The organism is Streptomyces sp. NPDC059037 (genome assembly GCF_042740015.1).
Classification (GTDB): Bacteria; Actinomycetota; Actinomycetes; order Streptomycetales; family Streptomycetaceae; genus Streptomyces.
The window spans coordinates 61,194-79,298 of record NZ_JBHYIG010000006.1 but is presented as its reverse complement, the minus strand read 5'-3'; the positions used below and the strand labels follow the sequence as shown (position 1 = coordinate 79,298).

The window sequence follows — 18,105 nt, the reverse complement described above, 5'->3', positions numbered from 1 at the left end:
TTTTTTTTTCTTTCCACCCCCCTCTTGGTGTGCCGTTTCTCTTGCCTTCGCTTTTCTCCCCCCCCCCCTCTTGGGGGTGCCCCCCCGCCCCCGGCGCGTCGGGGCGGACCGGCGTGGCCGGCGCTCCGGGGTGCCGCTGCCCCTCCTGCTCCCCGCCCTGGTGGGCCTTGCCTTCCTGCTCATTCCGCTGGTCGCCCTTCTCCTGCGGGCCCCGTGGAGCACCCTGCCGGAGCAGCTGACCAGTACGGAGGTCTGGCAGGCGCTGCAGCTTTCGCTGTTCTGCGCCACCGCGGCCACCGCGGTGAGCCTGGTGTTCGGTGTGCCCTTGGCGTGGCTCCTTGCCCGTACGGAGTTCCGCGGGCGGGGGTTCGTACGCGCCCTGGTGACGTTGCCGCTCGTCCTGCCACCCGTGGTGGGTGGTGTTGCGCTCCTGATGGCACTCGGGCGCAACGGTGTCGTCGGGCAGTGGCTCGACTCGTGGTTCGGGATCACGCTGCCGTTCACCACGACGGGCGTCGTGATCGCGGAGGCGTTCGTGGCGATGCCGTTCCTCGTGATCAGTGTGGAGGGAACGCTGCGGGCCGCTGATCCACGGTTCGAGGAGGCCGCCATGACCCTGGGGGCGTCACGCTTCACCGCGTTCCGCCGCGTCACCCTCCCCCTGATCGCGCCCGGGATCGCGGCGGGCTCCGTCCTCGCCTGGGCCCGCGCCCTCGGTGAGTTCGGGGCGACGATCACCTTCGCGGGCAACTTCCCCGGACGTACGCAGACCATGCCGCTGGCCGTCTACCTCGCCCTGCAGAGCGACCCGGCGGCGGCCATCGCGCTGAGTCTGGTGCTGCTTGCCGTATCGATCGCGGTCCTCGCCGGGCTGCGGGACCGCTGGATGACCGCCTCATGACCGACATCGAGAAGAGCGAGAACACCGCGGCCGGCCACGCCTGCGCCGACGGTCGCGGCGCGGGCCTCGACGCCCGGCTCGTCGTCGACCAGGGCGCCTTCCACCTCGACGTGGCGCTGGCCGCCGCGCCGGGTGACGTCGTGGCGCTGCTCGGGCCGAACGGAGCCGGCAAGACCACGGCCCTGCGCGCGCTGGCCGGACTCACTCCGCTCGCGAGTGGCGGCCATCTGCACCTGGACGGCGCTTCCTTGGACGGCACGCCGCCCGAGTTCCGCCCGGTCGGCGTCGTCTTCCAGGACTATCTGCTCTTCCCGCATCTGTCCGCCCTGGACAACGTGGCGTTCGGGCCGCGCTGCCACGGCGTGTCCAAGGCCGAAGCCCGCACCCAGGCCGCCGCGTGGCTGGACCGCATGGGCCTGGGCGATCACGCCGGGGCCAAGCCGCGCCGCCTCTCCGGCGGTCAGTCCCAGCGCGTCGCCCTCGCCCGCGCGCTGGCCACCCACCCGCGGCTCCTGCTCCTGGATGAGCCGCTCGCCGCGCTCGACGCCCGTACGCGTCTTGAGGTACGCGCCCAACTCCGGCGTCATCTGGCCGACTTCGAGGCCGTCGCGATACTGGTCACCCACGATCCGCTGGACGCCATGGTGCTCGCCGACCGCCTCGTCGTCATCGAGCACGGCCGCCTGGTCCAGGAGGGTGCGCCCTCCGACATCGCCCGGCACCCGCGCACCGACTACATCGCCCAGCTGGTCGGCCTCAACCTCTACCGGGGCCAGGCCGACGGGCATGCCGTCCGCCTCGACGCCGGTCCTGCCATCACGACCACGGAGGATCTGACAGGACCGGTGTTCGTCGCGTTCCCGCCGGTGGCCGTGACCCTGTTCCGTGACCGGCCCACCGGGTCCAGTGCGCGCAACCTCTGGAAGTGCGAGGTGGCCGGCCTGGAGACGCACGGCGACCAGATCCGCGTGGACCTCACCGGCGAACTGCCCCTTGCCGCCGATCTGACCACCGTCGCGGCCGCGGAGCTCGAACTTCACCCGGGTGCGACGGTCTGGGCCACCGTCAAAGCGACGCAGACACATGCCTACCCGGCTTGAGCGGAGCCTCCGGATTCCGCGGGGCCGGCCCGTCGCGCCGCCTCCTGGTCCATCGCAAGCCAGACACGGTCGCGGGTCACCGGCATCTCGGTGAAGCGGATGCCGGTGGCATCCCGCAGTGCGTTGGCGAACGCGGGGGCCACCGGGTTGAAGGGGCTCTCGCTCATCGACTTGGCGCCCAGAGGACCGATCGCGTCGGTGGTTTCCATGAAGTGGACCTCGGTGCGCGGCACGTCGGCGTACTGCGGGAGGCGGTAGCGCCGGAAGGCCGCCGTGGTCACCTCGCCCCGCTCGTCGAGTCGTACGGTCTCGAAGAGTGTGGCGCCCAGCGCTTGGGCGACTCCGCCCTCGATCTGGCCGCGGCACTGCAGCGGGTTCATGACCTTGCCCGCGTCGGCGGCGTGGACACTGCGCAGGATCTTCATCTCGCCGGTGTCCGGGTCGACGGCGATCCTGAACCACTGGGCGTTGAAGGCCACCGAACGCGGGGTGCCGCCCCAGTGGCCCTCCGCCGTGATCTCGTCCTGTGCCCCTTGGGCATGCGCCGCCTCGTGGAGCTCTTTCAGGGTGACGATCCGGCCGTCGCAGTCGAACCCCTCCGCGCCGAGCACGCACAAGTGGCGTGCCACGCCCACGTACCGGGCCGCGAAGGTCTTCAGGCGCCCGGCCAGAGATTCCGCGGCGAGCAGGACCGCCTTGCCGGCCACGACCGTACCGGCCGAGCCGAAGGCACCGGTGTCGTGGCGGACGACGTCGGTGTCGGACTGGCGGACGGCGATCCGGTCCATCGTGGTGTCGAGGGCTCCCGCGGTGATCTGCTGGTGGACGGTGGTGGTGCCGTTGCCGAACTCGGCGGTGCCGACGGCGATGTCGTACGTCCCGTCGGCGAGGAGGCTGACGGTCGCGTCGGCGTAGTGGCCGCCCGGCGGGCCGGTGGCGATCATCGCCATGGCCGTGCCCTGGCCGGTCAGCCACCCCTCCGGCACGTCCTCGGTGCTCCGGTCCTCCGCGATGGCCTTGCGGACGATTCCCAGGCACTGGGCGAGGCCGTACGAGGCGATGTGCAGGTCCTCCTCCTCGCCGATCGGACTGAGCATGTGGTCGCCGGGGCCGATGATGTTCTTCTCGCGGAAGGCGAGCGGGTCCATGTCCAGGCGGCGGGCCAGCTCGTCCATGGCGGATTCGACGGCGAAGGTGACCTGGCCGAGGCCGTAGCCGCGGAAGGCGCCCGCGGGAACGCCGTTGGTGTAGACGGAGTAGGCGTCGACCTTCTTGTGCGGGGCCCGGTAGACGGCGAAGGACTCGCCGACGCTGTGGAACATCACGGCCGGGCCGTGATTGCCGTACGCGCCCGTGTTGGACACCACCCGCATCTGGATCGCGGTCAGCGTGCCGTCGGCACGGGCGCCCAGCTTGATGCCGATCGTGAACGGGTGCCGGGTGGTGGCGCCGTGGAACTGCTCGGCGCGGGTGTACTCGAGCTTGACGGGGCGCCGCAGTTTGAGCGCCGCGAGGACGACGATGTCCTCCGTCAGCATCTCCTGCTTGCCGCCGAAGCCGCCGCCCACCCGGCCTGCGACGACGCGGACTTCGTCCTCCGGAAGGCCGTAGAGGGCGCACAGCGCGCGGCGGGTCAGGAACGGAGTCTGGGTGCTTGAGCGCACGGTGAGCCGCTCGCCCGTGGCGTCTTCCTTCGGCTCGAAGTAGGCGACGCAGCCGTGTGTCTCCAGGCTGGCGTGCTGGACGCGCTGGGTGCGGAAGGTCTCCTCGTAGACGACCGCGGCTTCGGCGAACCCGTCGTCGACGGAGCCGATCTCGCCGTGCACCTCGCCGGCCACGTTGTTCTCGACGCGGGCGATCCGCGCCTCCGGTCCCTTGCCGGCGTGGATGACGGGTGCACCCTCGCGCATGGCCTCCTCCGGGTCGGTGACGTAGGGCAGTTCCTCGTATGTCACTTCGATCCGCCGGCAGCCCTCCTCGGCCGCCTGCTCGCTGATCGCGACGACGGCCGCGACGCGCTGGCCGATGTGGCGGACGGTGTCGTCGAGGACGCGGGTGTCGTCGGGGTCCTCGGTGGGGTGCTCGTGCCGGGCGCTGGAGTACAGCGTGCCGGGGGCGTCTTCGTGGGTGAGGACGGCGTGGACACCGGGCACCCGCAGGGCTGCGGAGGTGTCGATGGCGAGGATGCGGGCGTGCGGGTGCGGGGAGCGCAGCAGCTTCATGTGCAGGAGCCCGGGGACCTCGACGTCGAAGGTGTACCGGGCGGTGCCCGTCACGACCTGGGGTCCTGCCGGGGCGCCGAGACTCTTGCCCACCGCCTTCCCCGCGCAGGAGCTTTCGGTGTGCCGCACGCCGCGGACGGCGTCCTCGATGGCGCGATATCCGGTGCAGCGGCAGATGTTGCCCTTGAAGGCCCGCGGGAGGTCATCCAGTTTGCCGTCGTCGTGGGCACCGCCCTTCTCCTGTTCGAGGGCGGCCGTGGTCATCAGGAACCCCGCGGTGCAGAAGCCGCACTGGAAGCCCTGGGCATCCAGGAACTTCTGCTGTACGGGATGGAGTTCGCCGCCCTCCCCGACCAGGCCCTCCACTGTGGTGACCGACCGGCCCTGCGCCCGCACCGCCGGATAGAGACAGCTGTGCACCGGCTCCCCGTCCACGTGCACGGTGCACGCCCCGCAGTCGCCCGCGTCGCAGCCCTTCTTCACGCCGAACCAGCCGCGCTCGCGCAGATACGTGCGCAGGCACTGACCGGCACGGGGCTCGGGGTCGAAGCTCTTGCCGTTGACCTGGATGCTGAAGCTCATCGCACACCGTCCCGGGTGAGTTCGTGGCGTACCTGCTCGGCGAGGTGGAAGGCCATGTGCCGCCGCCACTGGGGCAGTCCGTGGATGTCGTCGAACCAGTCGGAGTCGCCCACGGCCGACGCGATCGCCCCACACAGCCGGGCCCGGTCCGGTGGCAGGCCGAACCAGAGCCGGAACGGCCGTCGGGTCGCGGCCGTGACGGTCACGGCGAGCGAACCGTCCAGCGGATCCAGCGTCCCGATGACGAGGGCGCCGGAGCGCCCGAGGCCGTAGAGCGACGCCTGCCGGAAGGCGGTACGGCACCGCAGCGAGCGGGCGGGGAGGGTCACCGAGCGCAGCAACTCGCCGTCGGCGAGCACCTTGCGGCCCGCTCCGGTGACGAAGTCCGTGACCTTGACGCGCCGGGTCGAGCCGTCCTGAGCCTGAAGCAGACACTCGCCGTCGAGGGCCGCGGTGAGGGAGATCATCGGTCCTGCGGGCAGCGCGTTGCAGAGGTTTCCGCCGACGGTCGCCATGTTCCAGATCTTGAATGAGGCCAGAAAGGCCCGGCAGCACTGCTCGAAGAGAGGGGCGGCCGCCGCGTCGAGCGTCCGCCCGAACCGTGACAGCTGAGCGATGGTGCACGTGGCCGCGATCTCCAGCGATCCGTCGGGCAGCGCGCGGAGCGGCTCCCAGCCCGTCCGGCTCAGATCCACCAGGCGCCGCAGGTGCGGCTGGGGTTCGGAGAAGAGGTACGTCCCTCCGCCGAGCCAGGCGTCGCCAGGACGCCAGGGCTCGTGACGACGCGCGTCACGCACATCGAGAACCGTGTTCAGATCCATGTCTCCCCCGTCTTCGCCCTTTGCTTCCCTCGTCAGTGAAGCCCGGCCACAGGCCGAAAACGACTGGTGCACAGCACGGAAAATCTCCGGCCCGGCCGGTCATGTCCTGGTGAATCAACCAAGAGGCGCACCACCGCTACTCCCTTGCATTTACGATGACTTGACTCGCACCCACCTTGTGGATGTGAGAAGCCGGGCGGTGACCCGGTAACCATTCAAGGAGTCAGCACATGCACGTCGGAGACCTCCTCCAGATCAAGGGGCTCGATCTCACCCTCATCTGGGGTGGCGAGAATCTGCTCGACCAGGCGATCAGCGGAGTGACCGCCACGGACCTGGAGGATCCCGCCCGCTTTCTCCAGCCCGGAGAGATCGTGCTCAGCGGCCTGGTGTGGTGGACCGAAGCGGACCGTCACGCCAGGACCGAGCGCTTCGTCTCCGCACTGGCGGAGTCCGGAGCCACAGCGCTCCTCGCCGGCGAGGAGACCCACGGCACCGTCCCCGCCGACATCGTCGAATCCTGCCGCGAACACGGCATCGCGCTCCTGGCCGTACCGGCGCACACCAACTTCCGGGCGATCACCGAAGCCGTGTACCGGCGCCAGTGGGGCGACCTCAGCCGCCGCCCCGCAGACCACTTCGCCCTGCCCGAGAACGTACGCAGCGAGCTCGGCCGTCTCCTCGATCACCGCGCAGAAGCCGGCGAACTGCTGGAGTGCGCGCTCGCTCCGTTCGGTACGCCGTCGTGTTACGTGCTCACCAGCAGCGGGCGCACCATCGCCCGCACCGCGTCAGCCCCCGAACTCCCGGCCACGCAGGCCGCGCAGAACCTGCGCGGCCTCACCGGTGAGACGCTGCGCGTCCAGGCGGAGAGCACGCCGTACGACGCCTGGTATCTCCATCTGCCACAGCCGGGCGGTGCACCGCCCCGAGCCCTGCACGAGACAGCCGAGGCCATCGGCCAGTACCGCCACCATCACGATCGCAGGCATGCGGCCCGGCGCCGGACCGGGCAGGAGCTGATCGCCCTCGTCGACAAGTGCGGCGCCGACACGGGAGCCCTGACCAACGCCCTTGCGTCCTGCGGGCCGCTCACGGAGGGCCCCTGGCAGGTCGTGGTCACGGCCACCGGCGGGCAGCTCGCGGACAGCGCCGCCGAGGAAGCGCTCACTGAGGCGCTTCAGCACCTTCCCTCCGCCGTCTTCGCGGTCGGCACGACCCTGGACGCGGAAGCCGTCGCCGTCGTACGAAGCGGCGACTGGGGCACCGCATCGCTCCGCGAGCCCTGGTCCCTGCTGCACGACTGCCGCCCCGAGACCCCGCTGCACACCGGCGTCAGCGCGCCCACCGCCGAGCCCACCGGACTTCGTACCGCCCTCGCTCAAGCCCGCTACGCCCTCGCGGCGGCACGACACGGTTCCCCGACGCACGGCCAGGTGACCGCGGTCGAGGAACTCTCTTCCCTGGATTCACTCCTGGCCGGCATCCCCGCCGACGTACGCACCATCTTCAGCGCAGCGACGCTCGGCCCCCTGGCCGACCGCGAACCGGCCTCGCACAGCAGGCTTCTGGAGACCCTGGAGGTCTTCCTCGCCCACAACTGCTCCTGGGCCCGCACGGCCGAAGCCCTGCACCTGCACGTCAACACCGTCCACTACCGCATCGAACGGATCCAGGACCTCACCGGACGGGATCTCTCCCGCTTGGACCACAAGCTCGACCTGCGCGCCGCGCTCTTGTGCCGCTGACCTCGCGACCTGACCCGCGCCGAAAGGTTCGGACGGCGGCGATCACGCCGAGACGAACGGCTCCGTCAGATGCGGCGTCGCCAGGTGCAGCGTGGTGGCGGTTTCGTGGCCGAGCATGCGCTCCCTTGAGCGCCTTGCCGCCTCGGGGTCGGTCTCGTGCGAGTAGGCGAGCTCGGGGTGGAGCAGTTGGAGCGCGTGCACCAGGAGGTCGCCGGTGACGAGCGCCGACTCGCGCCCGTCGGCGACCAGCACACTCTGGTGACCGGGCGTATGACCGGGCGTGGCGACCACGCGTCCGGCGCGCAGGGGCGTGTCCCCGTCGAGGAGCCGGAGCCGACCGGCCGCCTCTAGCGGGTCGGTGAGGGTCTCGCGAAGCTGCGGGTTGAGCGCGTCGAGGGCGTCGAACTCGGCCCGCTGGAGCAGGTATTCGGCGTTCGGGAAGTAAGGGCGGCGGCCGCTGGTCGCACTGCCGGGGGAAGGGGCGCCGCCCACCGCGCCGCCCGCTGAGGGGACGGCCGCCTCGGTCACGACCGCCCACCCGACGTGGTCGGTGTGCAGATGCGTGAGCACCACGGTGTCGACCTCGGCCGGGTCGATGCCCGCGGCGGCGAGCGACTCGGGGAGCGCACCGGGCACGGGCGCCCACGAGGCTGCCGGGCCGTCCGCCGGACCGATCCCGGCGTCCACGACGGTGAGGCCCTTGTCGCCGCGGATCGCGTACGCGCGGAACTGGAGCCGCCAGCCGCCCTGGGCGTCGACCGCGCCCGGGTCGTAGCGGTCGGCCTCGGCCCACTGGGCGGCCGTGGCCTCGGGAAAGGCATCGGCGCGCGGGGAGAAGAACGGGCCCTCGCCGTCGGCGAGGGCGATGATCTCGGTCGAGCCGATCCGGAGACGGGGAGCGCTGAGGGACATGGCCGCGATCCTGTCATGCCTCGCACGGGGCATGCGCGGCTCGTGGCAGTGGGCCGGTCAGCTGCGGAAGGGGCCCGTGACTTCGTAGGTGATGCCGCCGGACGAGCTGCCGCTCGTACCGCGCTGGCTGGAGAAGTAGAACCGCTTGCCGTCCGGCGAGAAGGCCGGGCCGCAGATCTCCGAGGAGGACTGGCCGTTGATCCGCAGGAACGTCGCGACCACGTCGTCCGGCGTGATGACGCAGATCTCCATGTTGCCGCCGTCCTCCGCTACGTACAGATCGCCGGAGGACGCACCGGTGACGTTGTCGACGCCGGTCAGCGGGGCGCCGCCACCGACGACCAGGGAGTCGTCGTAGGCCAGCTCATAGGTGCCGGCGGCCAGGTCGAGCTGCCAGACGCGGCCATCGCCCTTGGTGGTGAACCAGACGGTGTCGTTGGCGTAGTGGCAGCCCTCACCGCCGTTGAACAGCTTGGCGCCGGAGACCTGGTCGCGGGTCGGGGTTGGCGAGCCGTCCGGGTCGGGCACGGTCGCCCAGGTGAAACTGCCGGAGGTGGCCGTTCCAGCCGTGAGAACTTGGAGCGTGCCTGCCGAGAGGTTGCCCCACGTGGACGGAACGAACCGGTAGAAGCAGCCGTCCGACGCGTCCTCGGTCAGGTAGATCACCTTGCGGACCGGGTCGGCGGCGGCCGCCTCGTGGTTGAAGCGGCCCATGGCATCGCGGCGTACGGCGGCGTTCACGCCCCACGGGTCGGTCTCGTAGACATAGCCGTTGCTGACCTCCTCGCAGGAGAGCCAGGTGTTCCAGGGGGTCGCCCCGCCGGCGCAGTTGCGGTTCGTGTTGGACAGGATCCGGTACGAGCCGGTGATGGAGCCCGTCGAGTTGAACTTGATCGCCCCGGCGCCGCCGGTGGCGGAGATCTCCGAGTTGGAGACGTAGATCCAGCCCGTGCCGTCGGCGAAACAGGCGCCGCCGTCGGGGGCGTTGTGCCAGGTGTAGGCGGTGGAGCCGACCTTCTGGCCGGACCGGGCGATCACCCGGCTGGTGAAGCCGCTGGGCAGCTGGATGCCGTTGGAGTCTGCCGTGCCGAGCGCTCCGTAGGGGCCCGGGCCTTTCTGGGCCGGCGCCGCGTAGGCCGCGCCCTGCATGAGGGTGTAGCCGAATGCCGCCGCTGTGCCGCCGACGACCGCTCCACGCAGGAAACTACGACGTTCCACTTGATCACTCCAGGGGATCGTGACCGTCCCTGCCGCACCGGTCGGGCGGCAGGGTCGCGGGGGTGCGCTTCCGGAACGTACGAGTCCCGGATTGACGGTGCATCAACGACCGATGAAGCGGAAGCGACTGCTGCCGGCCTGTTGCGCACGGCCGATGATCTCGGCCGCGCCGTTCACCGTGACGCGTCGGCCCCGGTCGTCGGCAGATAGCGGGGCGCGCGCCAAGCCTTCAGCCGCTGCTCCACCGCGGCCCCCAGAGACAGGAGCTCGGCGTCCTGGCGGTCACCGGCCATCAGGAGCACGCCGACCGGCAGTTCGCCCACGGACCCGGCGGGCACCGAGAGGGACGGATATCCGGCGACGGCCGCCGGCGTGGACGAAGGGATGACGTCGTTGTCGCCGCGCGCGCAGTCGGTCGTCCAGGCGGGCGGGTTCGTGGGCGCCGCGATGGCGTCCAGGCGATGGGTGGCCATGGTCTCGTCGAGGGAGCGCCGGGAGAGGTCCTTCAACTCGGCGCGCATGGCACGGTACTTGGGGTCGGTGGTGGGCGGTGCGGCGAGTGCCTGCTCGAACAGCTCCTGACCGGCGAAGCAGGTCTGTTCCTCGGGGTGGGCACGGTTGAACTCGATCAGCTCGGCGAGGTTCTGGGGTCCCTTGCGCGTACCGAGGTAGGCGTCGATGTCCCGGTGGAACTCGCTGAGCAGCGCGGGGAATTCGAGTTCGGCGAGCCGCGCCTGGTACGGGGGCGTCACCTCGACGACGACTGCTCCGGCCTTGCGCAGCTTCTTCGCCGTACGGGTCATCACGGCGTCCACGTCGTCTCCGAGTGAGGGCAGGCGCCACAGCCCGATCCGCTTGCCGCGAAGGCTGGTGCGGGTGGCGTCACCGTACGAGCCCTTGCCCTCGCTCAGCACGGACAGCGTGAGCGCGGTGTCGACGACATTGCGCGCCATGGGCCCGGCCGTGTCCTGCTCGGCTGAGATCGGGACGACGCCCGACTGGCTGACCAGGCCGAGGCTGGGCTTGTGGCCGACGACGCCGTTCATCCCTGCCGGGCACACGATGGAGCCGTCCGTCTCGGTGCCGATGGCGACCTGCGACAACGACGCGGCGAGCGCGGCGGCGGAGCCGGACGACGATCCGCACGGGTTCCGGTCGAGGACGTACGGATTATTGGTCTGCCCGCCCACCGCCGACCACCCCGAAGTCGGCTTGGCAGCGCGGAAGTTGGCCCACTCGGACAGATTGGTCTTGCCGAGGATCACCGCCCCCGCCTTCCGCAGCCGGGTCACCAGCGCGGCATCGGTGCCGGGCGGGCTCCCGGCGAGCGCGAGCGATCCGGCGGTCGTCGGCATTCCACGGGTGTTCACATTGTCCTTGACCAGCACGGGGATACCGTCCAGCGGCCCCAGGGTCTTGCCGCGCCGGTGCCTGGCGTCGCTGGCGGCGGCCTGGCGCAGCGCGGTCGGGCTGGTGCGCAGCACCGAGTGAATCTTGGGATCGACGACCTCGATCCGTCGCAGGTAGGCCCGGGTAAGCGCCGCCGAGGTCAGCGAACCGTCCGCCATGCGCGCCTGTAACTCGGGAATCGTCACGGTGTCCAGATCGACGCCGCGGTCCTCGGCGGCTTGCGCACCGGTGTTCGGTACGCCCGTCAGAAGCGACCCCGCGACGAGGGCGGCGGTCATTGCGGCCATGCTCTTCTTCCTCATGCGGGTCAGCGGACTACACGGGCCGCGTACGGCGCAAGAGTGCGGGGCTTCCACAGATCGTGCGGCACCCGCCGCGTCGGGCCTCTCAGATGACACCTCCGCCCCAGAGCGACATCCGTGCCCAGGAGGCCGGGACTCCCGGAGGTCGCCGACGGGCCCCGGACCGGTTGATGCCCCGGCCGCCGCTCCGGCGGAGAGTCGGCTCAGCTCTGGGCCGGGGTGAGCACCACGAAGTCCGCGTTCGACGGGTCGAGACAGACGGCCAGGCGGCCGACGCCCTCCGCGTCCGCCGGTCCCATCTGCACGCTGCCGCCCTTCTCGGTGACCTGGGCGACCGCGGCGTCACAGTCGGGGACGGCGAAGACCGGGTGCCAGTACGGCCGCCCGCCCGCCAGCGCGAGGTCCTCTGTATGGAGCTGCATGAGGCCGCCCTGCATGCGCTCTTCGGGCAGCCCGGCGGGGGTGATGAGGGTGTACGTGCCACCGCCGCCCGGCAGCTCCGTGTCGCTGAACTGCCAGCCGAAGACTGCGCCGTAGAACTCCCGGGAGGCCGCGGCGTCGCTCGTGTACAGCTCGGTCCAGGACAGCGAGCCCGGCTCGTCCGCCAGCTCGAAGCCCGAGTTCTTCCCCGGCTGCCAGACGGCGAACTGGCTGCCCAGCGGGTCGCTGTACTGCGCCATCCGGCCCCAGTCGTCGAGGTCCCGCGGCGCCACCCGCACAGTGCCGCCCGCGCGCTCCACGGCCTGAGTCGTGGCGTCCGCGTCGGTGACGGTGTAATAGATCATCCAGGCCGAGCGCGCTCCTTCCTCGGTGAGCTTGCCGAGCCCGGCGACGGTCTTGCCGTCCTTCTTGAACATCCCGCCGTCCATGTCCTCCGTCTCGCCCATGGACTCGTACTCCCAGCCGAGCACCGCGCCGTAGAAGTCCGCGGCGGCCCGGACGTCCGGGGCACCGAGGTCGAGCCAACAAGGGGAGCCGGGAGCGAGGTCAGTGGTGATCACGACAAATCCCTTCGCAGATCCTGTGTGACACCAGCCTGGCACCCGCCACTGACAGCCGCGCGTCGACCGCCCGGTCATGCGCCTGTACGGGGCGTGCCGACGGGGCCAGGGGCTGCGTGGCCGACCAGCGTTCCAGGTGATGGCGACGTCGGCCACCGCCAGATCCTTGGGGGTGGCCTGCGGGTCGAGGACGTGCGCGAGCGGGCGGCCGTCGTCGGCGCCGTGCCACACGCGGAACTCCTGCCCGTACCAGGAGCCGTGGCGGCGCACGTCGCCGTCGGCCGCATGGACCAGGTCGGCGGTGTCCTCGGCAGGGCGCTCGCCGTCGAAGACCCCTCATACAGCAGACGCTGTGACCGTCAGCAGGCACTGTGACCGCCCGTCATGCACGATCCCGATCCCGCCACGGACCGTCTGGCACCAGAGTGCCGAGCACGGCCGGCAGCTGTGGCGGCTCAACCGGGTCTGGCAGCGACCTCAGATCCGACCATGCGATCCAGGCGTGCGTGTCCGTTCCACTGAACATCACGGTCGACCGGCACAGACCGATCAAGCACCGCAGCCGGGTCGAGTCCGGTTTCCTCGGCCAGTTCTCGTCGTGCCGCCACCAGCGGCGTCTCGCCCGGCGCGGACGGGTCGAAGCCGTGCTCGACCAGCCGGCGAACCCCCAGCGGGCTTCGCGACGACCACCCCGCAGGGATCATGTCGAGGGGCCCACCTCGGACCAGTCGGTGATCCGATCGCCGGGGTCACAGCTTCTCCCGGCCGATTGCAGACCGTCTCCTTGGCCACCGCGGGCCCACCCGCTTGCTCGGCGTCCGGCTCTCGGAGGTGGGCGCCGAAGGTGCTCCCGCGCTGACGGCGGCAGCCTCGGCCGGGGCGATGCGGCGCAGCAGGAAGCCGGCGGTCAGGGCCATGACGAACATCACCACCGCGTACACCGCCGAGGGGATGGCCATCCGGGTGCTGTCAAGGAGCGAGGGGCTGAGGGCGATTGCCATCGACAGCGTGGTGTTGTGCATGCCGATCTCGAAGCAGGTGGCGACGGACTGCCGGTGGTCGCCGCGGGCAAGGCGGGTCGCGCCGTAGCCGATGGTCAGGGAGATCGCGCCGAAAAGGAAGGCGACGAGGCCGACGTCGGCGAGATAGCCGAGCACGTTCTCACGCTCGGCGGCAAGCGCGGCGATGATGATGCCGACGAGCACGGCGACCGCCGTCACCTTGACCATCCGCGTGGAGCGCTCCGCGAAGTCCGGACGGCGGTGTCGGACCAGCATCCCCGCCGCGACCGGCACCAGCACGACGAGGAAGACCTGCAGTGTCTTGTCGAAGCGCAGTCCCAGCGCCTCGTCCGTGCCGGCCATGAAGTGGTCGAGGGAGAGATTCACGACGATCGGCAGCGTGACGACGGCGATGACCGAATTGATGGCGGTCAGCGTGACGTTGAGGGCGACGTCGCCGCCGAAGAGATGGCTGAAGATATTGGCCATCGTGCCGCCGGGAGAGGCCGCGAGCAGCATCATGCCGACGGCAAGCGCGGGACTCAGGTCGAAGGCGAGCACCAGGCCCAGACAAGCGGCGGGCAGCAGCACCAGCTGGCAGACGAGCGCGACGGCCACAGGCCGCGGATACGCCGCGATCCTGCGGAAGTCGGCCACGGACAGGCCGAGTCCGAGACCGAACATGATCACGGCGAGGACGGCGGGCAGCAGATAGGTGGTCAGCGGCGAGTCCACGCGAACAGACTCCGGGAGGCTGCTCGAAAAGTCCACGGCCATACAGAACAGCTCCCGCGCGCCGGCCGCGACGGAGAGGCGCAGGGGCGTCGGTAGCCGGCCGTCAGGCCAACCGGCCGCGCCGACAGGTCCAGAGAGATCTCGCCATCCACCGCTCCCGGTGCGCCGGTGAACTAGGTCCAGCAGCGTGACCCGGCGCCGGCCCGGGGAGTCGGCCACGTGGACCGCGGTCTCCGTCTGGCCGAAGCCGTCCCGGATCAACACACCCCAGGACGGTTCACCGCCTCAACCACCTCGAAAACGCCTCAGCCCATCCGAAGATGAGCCCTGAGTTGCGGAGAATTCCGACATCGCTGTCGGGACGACGGGATTTGAACCTGCGACCCCTTGACCCCAGTAGTGCACGATTCTGGTCCGGAGTTCTGAAGCCCCAGCAGCGCGCAGTTGCTGGGGCTTCTCGCGTCATCGAATGGCTCGCCTCACTTCGGCTTCACTTGCGGAGCAACAGCAGGAAGAAGCGGATCTTCTCGCGGATGAACGCCCGAACGGGCGGCAGGGCCGCACCCATCTGCGCGGCGTACTCGGGCCCGAACCGGCTGTCCATCTCCTCGCGCCGGTCGTGAAAGCCAAGCTCCACCATGTCCATGCTCAGGGCGAGGTTGGCCGTCAGGTCCTTGAGCTCAAGGGTGTGGAAGCCCGCGTCCTCGACCAGACCGAAGAACTCCGGCATGCGCAGGGGGAGATTGCTGGCGAGGACCTGATCGTAGAGGGCGGCATCAGCCTCGGTCGGATCGGCGACAAGCACGGCCTCCAGGACCAGGAACTCACCACCGGGCCGGAGCACGCGCCATGCCTCTTTGAGAGCCTTGGCCCGGTCCATGTGCCCGATGCTCTCCACAGCCCAGGCGCCGTCGAACGACTCGTCGTCATACGGGAGTTGAGTGGCATCGGCGAGCTCGAAGGCCAGCCCTTCGCGGTCGGCCGCGAGCCGGTTGGCGCGGTCGATCTGCTCCTTGCTCACGGAGATGCCCGTGACGTGTGCCCCGGTCCGTTCCGCCAACTGGGCGGCCGGGCGGCCCGGGCCGCAGCCGATGTCCAGGAAGCGCTGTCCGGGCCGGAGGTGGAGGAGACTGATCAGGTAGTCCGTGTACCGGTCCTGCGCCTCGGACGACAGGGTGACCAGATCCAGGCCGGCCGGGTGCGGCGCGTCCGGGGGCACCCAGAGCCCGCAGTGCAGGCTTTCGCCGAGGGTCTGGTGCCAGACGTCACCGAACTCGTCGTACCAGGCGCCGACTTGTTCGGGGGCGATCGGATCGGCCTGCTGGGCGATCGGTCCGGCGCTGGGGTTGGGGCTCTCTTGCGGCACATGTCCTCCTGACGGGAAAACGGCACGGCGGCACAGCAGCGAAGGCTGCGCCTGGGGAAACCTGCGGGACGGCGTGCGATGGTGCGGGAACCTGCCGGTCACCGCCGTCAGGCCGGGCGGTACGTGCCCGGGGCGAGGTAGACGGCGAAGCGCGGGGCCGAACCACCGCGGTAGGAGAGGAAGTTCTGGGTCACCGACTCCGTCAGCGGGCCGTCCGCCAGGGCGTCGAGGGCAGCCGTGTAGGGCGCCGGGTCCACGTTCTCCTCGCGCATGAAGGCCGCCACGCGGTCGTGCGCGGACGCGTCGTCGCTGTGACCGGGGATGAGCGGCACATAGAGCGTGGCACTCGGGGCGTCCTGCGCGGAGCTGAAGCCCCAGCAGGTGACGGGGGGCTTCGGCCATCCGGACTCGCGGTGTCCGGTGACGCGTTCAAGAGCACGGGCGAAGGAACCGGGTACGTGATCGCGGGCGACGGCCGACTGGGCATCGATGTCATCGGCGGTCACACCTGTGTGCGCGAGGTAGACCTTGCAGCGGGCCTCTCGGGCGTCGGACAGGTCCAGGGCCAGTGCGGCAGGCTCGTGCGCGATGCCGTGGACGCCGCCCAAGTGGTCGGCGAGGGCGCGCCAGGGGCGTTCCATGCCCAGCCGGACCATGGCCTCCTCCGTGCGGGCCACAGCGTGCTCGCGGCCGGCGACGGCGGGGTTGAGGTAGATCTTGTAGAGCGGGTGTCCGCCCCGCCAGGCAACCCCGTGGGAGAGCGAGAAGTATCCGCGCGGGTCCCGGTCGGTGAAGAGGTCCTCGACGGCGAGATAGCGCTCGATCGAGACTCCCGGACGGCCGGCCAGGCCTCGGGTGAATGCCCTGCCGTCTTCCTGACGGGCCAGAGACGTACCCGGGTGACTCGGGGTTTCGAGCGAAAGGCGCAGCTCGCTCTGGCCGTCGGCCCAGGCGAACGACACTTCGAAAGGCATGCCGTCGATGGCGACCCAGCACGCGCGCTCGGGCGGCTTCCCCGCGGGGAGTTCACCCCAGCCCCCTAACAGCTCGCGTACCAGGGCGAGTCGAGACCGCCGTTCGCTCTCGCTCGCGCCGAGCACCTCGCTCCCGCGCCGGATCTTGTCGCAGGCGATGTCGGCGTAGCTGTCGGTCGGTTGGTACCTCCGGGACTCGAAGCGCACGGGCCGTCCCACCATCTCGGCGGCGACTCCCGTGTCCGGTGTGAGAGCAGCAGCTTCCATTGACTCTCCCTGCACAACTTGGATCACGTAACGGGCGCAAACGATCGGATCGTCTCATCCGGTGATCGCGGACATCCGTCATCCGGAGAGATCCATTCGACTATGGGGCACTAAGTGCCGCTATTTCAGCCAATGTTCAGCATCATCCGAAACACCACTACGCAGGAGAAGTGGGGTTGGCGGCGAATGACCGCACTCCGTCGCCAGTCGTGCACACATGGCCGCACCTGCGCTTACCCAGGGTCGTACCGGTCTGCGCGAGGTCGGGCCGAGAACGGCCTGAAGATCTCACCCGGGAAGTTTGCGCACCGGTTTCGATGCGACGGCCAGCGCGTACCCGATGCCCCGCGTCGCGGCGAACCGCTCCACGACGGCCCTTGCCTGCCCGAGCGCCTCACTCGCCGCGTCGGTCTCCGCGACCTCGGGGACCACGGCGTCGGAGAGCCCGGCGAGGACGCACTCGAGGGTCCTGCGGACGCTGTGGTCGGAGACGTCGAGGAGCTCGTCCAGCACGAGCCCGCCATCAGTGACCAGGCCGGGATAGTCGTCAAGCGGGGCGATCGAGGCGATGCCGGCCATCTGGAGGTACGCCGCTAGGCCGGCCTCCTCGGCCTCGGTGAGCGGGGCTCGCTGCACCAGGTTCGCGATGACGAGGCGGCCGCCGGGTCGCAGGATTGTGGCGAGTTGCTTCAGTACGCGCCGCGGATCGGGCATGTGCAACAGCGACTCGAACAGCCACACCGCGTCGAAGGACTCGGGGGCGAAGCGAAGGTCGGCCGCGTCGCCGTGTTCGAACTTCACCTGGCCGCCAAGACGTTCGGCCTCGGCCGCCAGGTTCGCCAGCCGGACCTGTTCGCGGCTGATGGTGACGCCGACGACTTCCGCGCCCGTGGACCGGGCGAGCTGGAGGGCCGGGCGGCCGGTGCCGCAGCCGACGTCGAGGACCCGTCCGCCCCTGCGCACCGCGAGCTTGTCGATCATGAGGTCGGTCATGCGCCGGGATGCCTCGGCCATGGAACCGGTGTCGGCGGGGCCGTCCCAGTATCCGTAGTGCAGGCTGCCACCCATGAGGGCGCTCAGCAACTCGGTTCCCTGGTCGTAGAGTTCTCCGACCACTTCGGCTGTGACTCCACGCCTGTCGGCAGTCATGGTCCTGGCCTCCCCTTCAGTAACTCACCGGTGGCGTCCACCGCGCCCCTCTGTGCCGTGTCGCCGAAAGCGAGCGGGATCTTCCCAGTACGACGCGGAGCATGCCGGACCTTGCCCGACATTTCCCACGAACCGCCCGTCGGAACTGCATTCCGGCCAATCTCCGGGCCGCAGATCTGACGGATGACCTCACGCCTGCGCCCTGTGGTCCGGTGGTGCGGCCGGGCCCCGCGCCCCGGTGGTACCGCCTCCGGAAGCGACCGCACCTGCGGATTGACGACAAAGCCGCACACGACCGATCAGTCAGCTACAAGAACGGCCGAATTGGCCACCGCGCCGATCCGCATCGCCACGTTCTGCGACATGATCGCTACGCATCGTTCGATGACGCATTCA

15 protein-coding genes and 1 pseudogene are annotated in these 18,105 nt (G+C 70.3%); 4 read left to right on the top strand and 12 right to left on the bottom strand.

All coding sequences use genetic code 11. From position 1 onward, the window contains the following. Positions 1-76: 76 nt before the first annotated feature. Positions 77-901 carry a molybdate ABC transporter permease subunit gene (gene modB / locus ACFWY6_RS02740; RefSeq protein WP_384685636.1) on the top strand — a complete coding sequence of 275 codons (825 nt, stop codon included), beginning with the start codon at positions 77-79 and terminating at the stop codon, positions 899-901. Continuing rightward, entirely contained in the window at positions 898-2,001 is a 1,104-nt protein-coding gene (locus ACFWY6_RS02735; RefSeq protein WP_384685633.1) for an ABC transporter ATP-binding protein, read from the top strand. The genes modB and ACFWY6_RS02735 overlap by 4 nt, the downstream gene beginning before the upstream one ends. Here the strand turns inward: ACFWY6_RS02735 and ACFWY6_RS02730 are convergent. Together ACFWY6_RS02730 and ACFWY6_RS02725 are read right to left on the bottom strand one after the other, a co-directional pair. Beyond that, positions 1,989-4,805, bottom strand: coding sequence for a molybdopterin-dependent oxidoreductase (locus ACFWY6_RS02730; RefSeq protein ID WP_384685630.1), 2,817 nt, complete (start codon positions 4,803-4,805; stop codon positions 1,989-1,991). The two genes, ACFWY6_RS02735 and ACFWY6_RS02730, sit on opposite strands and share 13 nt — an antisense overlap. Further along, complete coding sequence (locus ACFWY6_RS02725) at positions 4,802-5,626, bottom strand: FAD binding domain-containing protein (protein WP_384685627.1); 825 nt, start codon at positions 5,624-5,626, stop codon at positions 4,802-4,804. The genes ACFWY6_RS02730 and ACFWY6_RS02725 overlap by 4 nt, the downstream gene beginning before the upstream one ends. 230 nt (positions 5,627-5,856) lie before the next feature. On the opposite strand from ACFWY6_RS02725, the gene ACFWY6_RS02720 reads away from it, so the two are divergent. Next, a complete protein-coding gene (locus tag ACFWY6_RS02720) occupies positions 5,857-7,374 on the top strand; it encodes a PucR family transcriptional regulator (protein WP_384685625.1) in 1,518 nt (505 codons plus the stop codon). Between the two features lie 42 nt (positions 7,375-7,416). On the opposite strand, the gene ACFWY6_RS02715 is transcribed toward ACFWY6_RS02720, so the two are convergent. From ACFWY6_RS02715 to ACFWY6_RS02700, 4 genes are all read right to left on the bottom strand, one after another. After that, the gene (locus ACFWY6_RS02715; RefSeq protein ID WP_384685622.1) at positions 7,417-8,286 is read right to left on the bottom strand and encodes an MBL fold metallo-hydrolase; all 870 of its coding nucleotides are present in this window, start codon (positions 8,284-8,286) and stop codon (positions 7,417-7,419) included. 57 nt (positions 8,287-8,343) lie between these two features. Continuing rightward, positions 8,344-9,504 (bottom strand): alkaline phosphatase PhoX, encoded by a 1,161-nt coding sequence (locus ACFWY6_RS02710; protein ID WP_384685619.1) that lies wholly within the window; start codon positions 9,502-9,504, stop codon positions 8,344-8,346. 173 nt (positions 9,505-9,677) lie between these two features. After that, the gene (locus ACFWY6_RS02705; protein WP_384685616.1) at positions 9,678-11,216 is read right to left on the bottom strand and encodes an amidase family protein; all 1,539 of its coding nucleotides are present in this window, start codon (positions 11,214-11,216) and stop codon (positions 9,678-9,680) included. A gap of 203 nt (positions 11,217-11,419) precedes the next feature. Further along, entirely contained in the window at positions 11,420-12,217 is a 798-nt protein-coding gene (locus ACFWY6_RS02700) for a VOC family protein (protein WP_384685613.1), read from the bottom strand. A gap of 93 nt (positions 12,218-12,310) precedes the next feature. Here ACFWY6_RS02700 and ACFWY6_RS02695 point away from each other — a divergent pair, with 93 nt between their 5' ends. After that, on the top strand, positions 12,311-12,592 hold the full coding sequence (locus tag ACFWY6_RS02695) for a hypothetical protein (RefSeq protein WP_384685611.1): 282 nt from the start codon (positions 12,311-12,313) through the stop codon (positions 12,590-12,592). Positions 12,593-12,672: 80 nt separating this feature from the next. Here ACFWY6_RS02695 and ACFWY6_RS02690 read toward each other — a convergent pair whose 3' ends face one another. From ACFWY6_RS02690 to ACFWY6_RS02665, 6 genes and pseudogenes are all read right to left on the bottom strand, one after another. After that, positions 12,673-12,921, bottom strand: a complete 249-nt coding sequence (locus tag ACFWY6_RS02690; RefSeq protein WP_384685608.1) for an NUDIX domain-containing protein — start codon at positions 12,919-12,921, stop codon at positions 12,673-12,675. A gap of 45 nt (positions 12,922-12,966) precedes the next feature. Then, positions 12,967-13,953: a bile acid:sodium symporter family protein gene (locus tag ACFWY6_RS02685; RefSeq protein WP_384685605.1), complete on the bottom strand. Its 987-nt coding sequence runs from the start codon at positions 13,951-13,953 to the stop codon at positions 12,967-12,969. Between the two features lie 92 nt (positions 13,954-14,045). After that, positions 14,046-14,249, bottom strand: a pseudogene (locus ACFWY6_RS02680) (AMP-dependent synthetase); the annotation flags it as partial. A 194-nt stretch (positions 14,250-14,443) separates the two neighbouring features. Then, positions 14,444-15,319 (bottom strand): SAM-dependent methyltransferase, encoded by an 876-nt coding sequence (locus ACFWY6_RS02675; RefSeq protein ID WP_384685602.1) that lies wholly within the window; start codon positions 15,317-15,319, stop codon positions 14,444-14,446. Between the two features lie 107 nt (positions 15,320-15,426). After that, positions 15,427-16,560, bottom strand: a complete 1,134-nt coding sequence (locus ACFWY6_RS02670) for a tryptophan dimethylallyltransferase family protein (protein WP_384685600.1) — start codon at positions 16,558-16,560, stop codon at positions 15,427-15,429. A gap of 288 nt (positions 16,561-16,848) precedes the next feature. Next, positions 16,849-17,709 (bottom strand): SAM-dependent methyltransferase, encoded by an 861-nt coding sequence (locus tag ACFWY6_RS02665; protein WP_384685597.1) that lies wholly within the window; start codon positions 17,707-17,709, stop codon positions 16,849-16,851. Positions 17,710-18,105 lie beyond the last annotated feature (396 nt).